General features: G+C 41.5%; 12 protein-coding genes. 1 reads left to right on the top strand and 11 read right to left on the bottom strand.

Going from position 1 to position 9,316, the window contains the following annotated elements; genetic code table 11:
- Positions 1 to 44: 44 nt before the first annotated feature.
- The 11 genes from AC1DWN_RS20485 to AC1DWN_RS20435 form a co-directional block, all read right to left on the bottom strand.
- Positions 45 to 674, bottom strand: coding sequence for a DUF1405 domain-containing protein (locus AC1DWN_RS20485; RefSeq protein WP_477560757.1), 630 nt, complete (start codon positions 672 to 674; stop codon positions 45 to 47).
- A 102-nt stretch (positions 675 to 776) separates the two neighbouring features.
- Positions 777 to 1,646 (bottom strand): c-type cytochrome, encoded by an 870-nt coding sequence (locus AC1DWN_RS20480; protein ID WP_477560756.1) that lies wholly within the window; start codon positions 1,644 to 1,646, stop codon positions 777 to 779.
- An 18-nt stretch (positions 1,647 to 1,664) separates the two neighbouring features.
- Entirely contained in the window at positions 1,665 to 2,336 is a 672-nt protein-coding gene (gene qcrB / locus AC1DWN_RS20475; protein ID WP_477560755.1) for a menaquinol-cytochrome c reductase cytochrome b subunit, read from the bottom strand.
- 16 nt (positions 2,337 to 2,352) lie between these two features.
- Positions 2,353 to 2,886 (bottom strand): Rieske (2Fe-2S) protein, encoded by a 534-nt coding sequence (locus tag AC1DWN_RS20470; protein ID WP_477560754.1) that lies wholly within the window; start codon positions 2,884 to 2,886, stop codon positions 2,353 to 2,355.
- Positions 2,887 to 3,127: 241 nt separating this feature from the next.
- Positions 3,128 to 3,550: a DUF2487 family protein gene (locus AC1DWN_RS20465; RefSeq protein WP_477560753.1), complete on the bottom strand. Its 423-nt coding sequence runs from the start codon at positions 3,548 to 3,550 to the stop codon at positions 3,128 to 3,130.
- A gap of 183 nt (positions 3,551 to 3,733) precedes the next feature.
- On the bottom strand, positions 3,734 to 3,916 hold the full coding sequence (locus AC1DWN_RS20460; RefSeq protein WP_477560752.1) for an IDEAL domain-containing protein: 183 nt from the start codon (positions 3,914 to 3,916) through the stop codon (positions 3,734 to 3,736).
- 20 nt (positions 3,917 to 3,936) lie between these two features.
- Positions 3,937 to 4,443 carry a gamma carbonic anhydrase family protein gene (locus AC1DWN_RS20455; RefSeq protein ID WP_477560758.1) on the bottom strand — a complete coding sequence of 169 codons (507 nt, stop codon included), beginning with the start codon at positions 4,441 to 4,443 and terminating at the stop codon, positions 3,937 to 3,939.
- Positions 4,444 to 4,510: 67 nt separating this feature from the next.
- The gene (locus tag AC1DWN_RS20450; protein WP_477560751.1) at positions 4,511 to 5,686 is read right to left on the bottom strand and encodes a hypothetical protein; all 1,176 of its coding nucleotides are present in this window, start codon (positions 5,684 to 5,686) and stop codon (positions 4,511 to 4,513) included.
- Positions 5,687 to 5,975: 289 nt separating this feature from the next.
- Positions 5,976 to 6,581, bottom strand: coding sequence for a histidine phosphatase family protein (locus AC1DWN_RS20445; RefSeq protein WP_477560750.1), 606 nt, complete (start codon positions 6,579 to 6,581; stop codon positions 5,976 to 5,978).
- A gap of 45 nt (positions 6,582 to 6,626) precedes the next feature.
- Positions 6,627 to 7,232 (bottom strand): anti-sigma factor family protein, encoded by a 606-nt coding sequence (locus tag AC1DWN_RS20440; protein ID WP_477560749.1) that lies wholly within the window; start codon positions 7,230 to 7,232, stop codon positions 6,627 to 6,629.
- Positions 7,229 to 7,825: an RNA polymerase sigma factor gene (locus AC1DWN_RS20435; protein WP_477560748.1), complete on the bottom strand. Its 597-nt coding sequence runs from the start codon at positions 7,823 to 7,825 to the stop codon at positions 7,229 to 7,231. The genes AC1DWN_RS20440 and AC1DWN_RS20435 overlap by 4 nt, the downstream gene beginning before the upstream one ends.
- Before the next feature lie 1,084 nt (positions 7,826 to 8,909).
- On the opposite strand from AC1DWN_RS20435, the gene AC1DWN_RS20430 reads away from it, so the two are divergent.
- A partial coding sequence (locus AC1DWN_RS20430) for a GNAT family N-acetyltransferase (protein WP_477560747.1) occupies positions 8,910 to 9,316 on the top strand: 407 nt, incomplete at its 3' end.

Here is a 9,316-nt window from a genome sequence, read left to right as displayed (position 1 = left end):
GGGGACATCCCCCCATAAACAACTTTATGAGGGGATGTCCACTATTATTCCTTCTTTCTAAACCGCCAAACTAAAACTGCCGCAACAAAGCTGAAAATGGATAACCCATATGTAAAAGCGCGTACTGCTGTTAAATCATCATACAGCTCATCTGCAAGGTACGGAAAAATCTCATACTTATAGTCAACTGTATCATTTAGAAGTAACCAACCAGTCGCAACAACCAATGATGCTATACCAGCCTTCATGAACCGGAAGAACAACAAAGCCTCGAACGCCATCCCAAGATGCGATGCAATAAGCATATAATGCTCCCATTGCCATTCAGCGCMTTGCCATCCCCCTGCAACGATCATTGAAACAGCCCATATGCCATATTTTACAGAGCATACAACTGCTAATGCTTCAATAAGGCTTCTACCTAAGGACATAAGACGTGAAGGCTTCTGTGGAGGAAACAACAAGTAAAGGAGTGCTAAAGTAAAAAACAAGCTTGCTGTAGGCGAATCCGGCACAAAAATGACCTGCCATAAAGCATTTTCATTTAAAGTTTCGACGATTTGATGTTYATACCATATGTACCCATAAATTGTACCTGCAAAATTAACAAGAAAGAGCAGCCACAAAAAAGAACGGTTTAATAAAAAAGCGCGGCTCCAAAAAACGGCGAGCATTAGGAATCACTTCTCCTTTAATAAAAGATCACTTATACTATCCTATATTTTCAAAAAAAACCTGACCGCATAATAYGATCAGGTTTTTTATCATTCGACGACTTATTCAGCCGCAGTTTTTTGTTTGGACAACCAAGTTGCTAACTGATCAATTTCATCAGGCTTTAGTTTAGATCCTTGTGCTGGCATCTGACCGCGACCATTTGTAATTACTTCAGCGATCTCTTCCTTGGTCAGGTGATCACCAACACCGACTAGGCTAGGGAAGTTGCCTTGCCCTTTTAAATCAGCCGCATGACAACCAACACATTGCGCTTGCTTAGCGATACCCATCGCTGGATCGTTCGCATCAACAAGTGAAGCTTCAACTTTAGGTTTCGATGGATTCGGACGTTCCAATCCCGCTTCGTGTGCTGCACGAGCTTTCTCTTCACGCTCATGATGCTCTGGAATTTGTCCGTTGATTTCCAATTGGTGCTGATAGTGATCCCATGACACGACTGTCAAGTATACACAGGCAACCAATGTCAGCATCATCAATGATGAGGCTATCGGACGACGGTAGAAACGACGTTCTTTTCCTGTATCAAGGAATGGTGCAAGCATCAGTCCTCCGAACATAACGCCCGGAATACCGAGTGTACCAAGCAAAATATAATCTTGCGATACGTATGGATATTTCAAAAACTGATACAAGAACAAGAAGTACCAGTCCGGCATAGGAATAAATGCCGAGTTTGTTGGATCTGCTGGATAACCAAGCGGTGCCGGTTCTGCAATAACCCAGACTAGAAAACCAACAAGTACAACGCAACCAACCATCCATTCCTTTAGAAGGAAGTTTGGAATAAACGCTTCCGATTTACCCGGAAATGAAGTGTAATCCGGCGGAATGTTCGGATGGTTGTTTTTCTTAACACGAGAGTCGCCGACGTAGACAACCTTCTCGTTCGAATTATGACCATGCGCCATAAGAAGCCCTCCCTTCGCTTAAAGTGGTCCCGAAATACCTTGTTTCCGAATCATGATAAAGTGCGCTGCCAACATCGCGATCAAAGCGCCAGGCAAGAAGAATACGTGGATCGCAAAGAAACGAGTGAGCGTCTGCGCGCCTACGATATCGCCACCATATAGGAATGAAGCGATATAGGGTCCGAGTACCGGTACTGATTCAGCAATTTGGACACCAACTTTTGTTGCATAGTAAGCTTTATTATCCCAAGGGAGTAGGTAGCCAGTGAACCCAAGGCCCAACATGATGAAGAAAATCAGCATTCCGACTACCCAGTTCATTTCGCGCGGCGCCTTGTAAGAACCGGTAAAAAATACTCRCAGGGTATGTAAGAACATCATAACGATAACTAAGCTCGCCCCAAAGTGATGCATACCACGAACGATTTGTCCGAAAGCAACTTCGTGCTGCAAGTAGTCTACGCTTGCATAAGCGTTAATAATGTCCGGCACATAGTACATCGTCAAGAACATACCGGATAAAATTTGAATCACCGTTATGAAAAACGTCAATCCGCCGAAACAATACACGAATGCGGAAAAGTGATGCGCGGGGTTTACGTGCTCAGGTACTTCATGATCCGCAACATCTCTCCATAGCGGCGTAATGTCAAGACGTTCGTCAATCCAGTTGTAAATACTTTTAAACATCTGCAATACGCCCTCCTTATTTCGTTCGTGTATTCGGCATTACTGGACCCAAGTATACGAATCCGTTTTCAACCTTCACTTCGTACTCATCCAATGGATTCGGGGAAACCGTAATGTTCTTCCCGTCTTTCGTGTAGCGCGCGTCATGACAAGGACAATCATACTCATTTTTGCCCTTTGTGTTCCAACCGATTGTACAGCCTAAATGCTTACAAATCGGTGAAAGTGCAAAAATCTTTCCGTTTGCATCCTTGGAAATCCAAGCTGAAAGCTCAGGATCACTCACGTACCAACCATCTTTTTGATGAATTTTAAATTTAAAATCTTGCGGTTCCGTCGTAATCTTGCTTTCTTCCACAACTTTTACATAAACGCCTTCACCCTTCTTAACGAGGAGTGGATCCACTGCAAAGCGAACCATAGGCAATACCGCGCCACCCATCATGAATGCAGTCGTGCCACCAAGCGTATATGACAAAAATTGACGCCGGGACATTTCTTTGCGCTGAACCGGTCGATGCGCGGTCTCGTGTTGTTCATGGTTACTCATCTTCTGTTCTAACCCCCTTTGCCAACCATATCTCGCGTCTTGCCGCACGGCAAAAACACATGACGAACTAGGACATAACTTATAATAGCCTAGGTGCTTATGAGCGTCAAGAATATGGCCGTACATTTGCTCACATATCAAAATACCGTTCAATAATTTGTTATTATTTTGTCACATTTGACCTTGTCTGGCATTTGTTTTCCCCAAAAACTAATCATATTATACAACAAAAGGGGCAAAATCATGTATTTTGTCCGTTCCACATGTGACGAATTGCTTGTGATAAATCGTCCTGAAGTGGAAGTACCCCATCCTCGCTCGGGAGAAAGGTCAAATCGATGGCTGAATTAGATAATTTTAAATTATTATTCGCTGAAACAACAATAAGATAGCGAAAACCCGATTTTTTTATCGCAGTGCACCATTCAAGTAATATTTCTTCAAAGGTATTACTTTCGGATATGTAATGACAAGCAGGGTAGGTAATGACCCTTCCCTTGAAAGGTATTTCTATTAAATCCATCATATCTCTTAATTGCTCTAAACATTTCGTTGCCTCATACGGTTTCTCGAGCCCTGTCATTCCTGTTACCGGCAGTAAGCATGTATCCAAATATGGAGTAAGCTCTTCCCATTGTTCTGCTGAAATATCACTAAACTTCATTCTTTTCCCCCACTCCTTAGCCTAAAAAAACATTTCATTTACACTATGTTACCCTCATTTCGCTCAATTGCCAATTGCATTCACGCAAAAAAAAGCCTCCCTGCACTAGAGTTGGGCTTTATTTGCCCTCTCCGATTAAGGAAGCTCTTAAATTTATGGTTGCAGATAAACCTTTTCAAAGATTTATCTTTTTAAAGCATTTAACTGTTTCGCAAGACGGTAAAACGTATCCTCATCACCTGCGGCCAGCGCTTTATCTATTGCTGAGTAAATTTGCTTGGTTTGAAACTTAAGAACCGCATCATCAAGCACAAGCTCTGCGRCCAAACCGAGCATCGCTTCATACGTTACTTTCATTTTGTCCATAGGATACACCTCCATACCGGTTAAGAGATCCTATATTCTATACCTTTCGTCACATAGCTCTCCATCGTCTTTCTCATGCGCTGTAGATCGTCATCTGTTAATTCTCTCACGACTTTGGCGGGTGAACCGATAGATAGAGTATAGGATGGTATTTTTTTGTTCTCCGTAACAATCGAACCGGCTCCTACTAAAGCATATTCACCAACCTCTGCGCCGTTAAGTACGATTGCCCCCATTCCAATTAATGTGCCTCTGCCTATCGTGCAACCATGTATAATTGCCCCATGGCCTACGGAAACTTCTTCTTCTAAGATTAACGGTTGATTCGTATTCAGATGTCCAATAGCGCCATCCTGGATATTACAGCTATGTCCGATTTTTATAGGCGCTAAGTCACCACGCAGTACAGCATTAAACCAAATGCTGCTTTGTTTCRCAATCGATACATCGCCTATTATTTYGGCGCCTTCCGCAATATATACTTCCGGGTGTACCGACGGCATAATTCCCTTATAAGGTAACAACATCATTCATCCACTCCTTGCGCTTCAATCTGTTTGAGTGGAGAAATCTTACCAATACAAATGTGGGATGTCAACGTATGCTGATTGAAGCAGTGTCCTCCAAGCTTAAGCCGGCTACGGTCGCCTTCCCTGCCTTCGTCATTCGCACTACAGCACCGTAAAGCGGGTGCTCTCCTACACGTAATAAACCTAGATGAACCATCATGGTCATAATTCTCTGTTCCAATAGCGTATTGGCATCATCGTAATAATAAGGCTTAATGAACGGCACGAGCACGCCTCTAAGCGATTCAACGGTAACCCATTGCTCAGCCAATGCACTCATCCAATGCACAAGTGACAACAAATGAGTTACTGGTCCTTTGTATAGCCTTAACCAGTACCGATAAATCTGCTCTGCCTCGCCCGCTGGGCGCTTACTCATTCGTTCTTCACCTGCTGCAGTAACGGCCAGCATCGCATGATTCTCACTGATATACTTTGCGTGATAACAATAGTCGTAGATGAATGAGAAGCGGTTCGGGTAATGGTTGAAATGTCTTCCGTATCCAAAGCGCCATTCCCCTTTAGTTGGAAGCACCTCCTGAACACCGAATTGCTCCATCATTTGCAGCATAAAACGTTTATACATGGAGCCGTCAGCCGTCAGCTGCACTTCGTTTTGATGCACATATCGAAGCATATTGACTACATCTTCTTGCAAAAGCAGCTGTTCATCACGATAAATAGGCGGTTCATCTGTATAATGGAGCTCTGCTGCAAATTTCTTTGCGAGTGTTTCGCGAAAACGTGTTTTCAAATCATTAGGCACCTGAAACAAATACCGATTCGCTCCGCTGTAGCCGTTAAACAACCAGCCTTGATGCTTGAACTTAGCAATCATTTCTCTAGGACTAAGTAATTTGTTTTCTTCTACAGTTTGCTTTTTTGATTTTTTCTTTTGTTTAGGCGCTTCCGCCTCTACTTTCACAATCTCATCACCAAATCTGCTTTGCTGCACCCTTGCAATTAAATCCTCTAGACTGAAAGAGTCACGTGATTCGAACAATAAGGAGTTAAGAAAACGTAAATCCTCCAACTTCATACTGCTTATTTGCGCTTCAAAAACATCATTTCGACTTACGGTAGAGAGAATGGATTGAATCAAATCGTTTTTGGAATGCCCATTGCACTCACATCTGTAAACGTCTGCAATTCTGCTAAGCTGTTGTATATCCGCATAACCTAGCATATCCGATAAATTCATAACTCTCTCCTTTCTGCATTGCCCGAGGATTAGATCCATGGGTCCAGCTTCGTAAGTGTGCTGTGCTATGAATAAGCGTTAGTTACTATCATTATGGGGATTTTTTTTTTTTTTATAACAGCCAGCATTAATGATTACGCAAAAAATAAAAAAGAGACCCTCCATCCCAATGATGAAGTAGGTCTCTTGCACACGTGTGTTAATAGAAAGAGTTATTATTTTCAGTTATACAGGAGTTGATGCCTCTAATCGTAACGATCGGTTCGGCTTGAAGGACGGAACCAGATGTTTACACCTGGTTGTTCAAATGAATCGTACAATTATGTAATTTCGGGTGCCACTTACCCTCGATCAGCTCTACTATTGAGTAAGATAAATTTGAGAGATGCTGATCCTCTAGCTCTGAGCACAGCTCAGACAACAGCCCAGCAAGAAAACCGCCATGAGACACAACAAGCAAATTACGTTCCGGATGTTCGCTTCTCCACTCATTGATAGCACTTAGCCCCCGAGCACGTACATCTGATTGTGGTTCAATTCCAACTGCTGCCAACCGCCAGTCATCTCCCCATCTCTCGCGACGTTCAGCCACAGTAGTTCCCTCCACTTCACCGAAGTACAGCTCTCTAAGTCGCTTGTCACCCTCTAACAAGGGAATATGAAGCCTCTCTGCTATAAGCTGAGCTGTTGCGTATGCGCGTTTGAGATCACTAGAAACAACTGCATCCCAGATTTTATCCTCAACGCTCAGTCTTTCAGCCAACGCAATCGCTTGACTAATACCTAGAGCATTCAGAGGAATATCCGTTTGTCCTTGGATTTTTCCTTCTGCATTCCAATCCGTATTCCCATGACGTACTAATCCAATTAACAAAGCATATTCATCTCCTTTCATATGAAAACAAAAAGCTCCCAAGGGAGCCTATACGAGGTAGCATTGTTAGCTTCTAGTTCTAGAAATCCAATTTAATATAAGCAATGTCACTATTATACCAAGTAATGATAAAGCAACATAATATTGAGGAAAAGTAGGCACTAATTTCAGGACGAAGGGGTCACTTATACTTGCAACAGGGATTTCTGTGTAAAAGCCTGCTTTTACGACCAAGCCGACACCAGACGCATTCGCAGTATCCATTAAACCGCTAAGTTCAGCAATTTGAGCATGCGAAGGAGCCTCCTGATTATMAAACATAAAAACAAAGAAGGCACAAGCAAACATAGCCATACAAGCAGCAACGATAAGCGCAAAATTACGACGGAATGATTTAGAGAAATGATAGTTTTTTTGAGGGACTGGCATGAGCCATGACTGTTCTGCATAAATGCGTTCCATGACAGTGCGATTGACATGTTCTGTCGGACCAATGATTTCATCAGTCTCTGAAAGAAAACGAATCAAATCTCCGCTTTCTTCCCACATCCGAAATTGTTCCGAGCAGCACTCACACTCAAGTAAGTGACGATCAATCGCTTGCCGGTCCTTGTCTAGTTCATCTAAATCCCAATATTCAACGAATCTGTCTTGTATATCGTCGCAGTTCATCTTGTATTCATCCCTTCGAATTCTTCAATCATTGGCGATTGTCCGAAATAAGGCTCCAGCTGCGTCTTTACGCTTGCTCTCGCTCGGAAAAGCAATGATTTTACCGAACTGACCGTTTGCCCTAAAATGTTAGCAATCTCCTGATAGTCGAGCTGATCATATTCTCGAAGAATAAGTGCCGAGCGTTGCTTCTCAGGCAAATTATTTATAGCTTCGCGAACCATTGCCATTCGTTCATTTCGCAATACGTGCTGCTCTGGCACCGCATCCAGCGCTGCAATTGGCTCAAAACCCGACTCATCAATCGATACATGTGTCGTTTTTTGTTTTCGAAGCTCACTGAGCACAGTATTACGCGCAATTGTATATAACCATGTTGAAAAAGAAGCATCCATTTCGCGGAACGAATGAAGGCTGCGGTATGCTTTATAAAAAGATTCAGAGCACAAATCCTCAGCAAGCAGTTCCAACTTCGCACTCTTCAACATGTGATAGATAAAAGCTAAAATCTTTCGTTGGTAGCGTCCCATAAGCTCAGAATACAGCTCGACATTGCCATCCTTAATTTCACGTATTAATTGGGAATCAGTCATGACAGGCGAGCCTCCTCCACCTGTGGATTATTCCCGGGCCTGCTTGATACATTGTACCGACCCGAGAACGAAAAGTTGCGGTCATTATCATAAAAAATTCAAAAAATACGAGTATACTTACAATTCGAGTCCCACACTCAAATTCCTGCTTGTTTCGACAAAAAGGATATTGAACCATATAAAGGTAAAAATGGGTGTTTAAGTTGCACAAGAACATCCATTAGTTAACTTCGTTCTATTTCAACGACTTATTTCAACGAATTATTTCAATTAGTTATTTAAACGAACGTAATGGATTATTTGATTATTGTTTTAGAATGGATATTATCCAATCAAACACCTCATATTACCATGCTTCTATGAGTTTGAATGGAAAAGTTCCAATCAAACGGGTAGCTTTCAACTCTTTTTATGCAGAACGGACGATTAGCTTGGATGAAATACAGTCTAAGACAAATTGAGCGTTTTTTGATGTGCATTTGATTGCATTAAATCATTCAACTACGACAAATGAAGAATAAACTGTATTCATTTTAGTCAACCTTATCCCTCTATTTATCTATATATTTCTTTATAGAAGTACCTGTTACTCTGGCGTCTTGAGGGCGATGTTGCATTAGTTTCAAAATGTGAAATTAATGACCTCCAACATGAAAATATAGACCATTTAGTTTCAGAATTTGAGCTAGTTTACTTAAAAGAGGACACAGTTCGAGCTAACCCATCAATTAAGTTCATTCCTTGACACTAAATCGGCGTTTATTCTATTACCCCAACACTTAATTTCAAATTTTGAATCTAAATGGATATTGAAACTATCTGAGTTAAGCAAATAATAGCTGATACAGAGTCGGATTCAATTCTCTGCTTGTCGTTTGCTTTAACCGCTAACTCGTTTGACGGTCTATACACCTCATTATTCGAGCAGAACGGTTTTCTAAAAGACACTTTTCCCACTTAAGGCTCCTTGACATTCAATCCATAACGGCATAGATCCAAATAACAGAATATGGTATCGTAAAACTAACTACTCGAAACATCGGATTCATCAATCAAAGGCTGCATATATGGAGGTATAAACATTATGGCGATTTCCTTGTGTAAATCAGAATTAAAGGAAGCAGCAGCAATTCATGAAATGCAAGTCAAAGCTTTTATGCCCTTATTGGAAAAATATCAGGATTATGAAACAAGCCCAGCCAATGAATCAGTTGAGCGAGTAATTATTCGAATCAATGAACCCTATACTGATTATTACATCATTAAAAATTCAGATGTTGCTGTTGGTGCTATTAGAATAGTAAAAAAGGAAAATAAAACGTATCGTGTCAGCCCAGTTTTTATACTGCCAGAACATCAAGGACAAGGAATTGCCCAAAAGGTCTTTACAATCATTGAACAGATATACAACGATGCAAGAAAGTGGGAGCTTGATACTATATTACAAGAGCAAGGAAATTGCTATTTGTATGAAAAGTTAGGCTATAAAAG

This window comes from Paenibacillus sp. P4_A7 (genome assembly GCF_056402455.1).
Note: the sequence above shows the minus strand (reverse complement) of the source record. Positions and strands in the feature narration are given on the sequence as shown.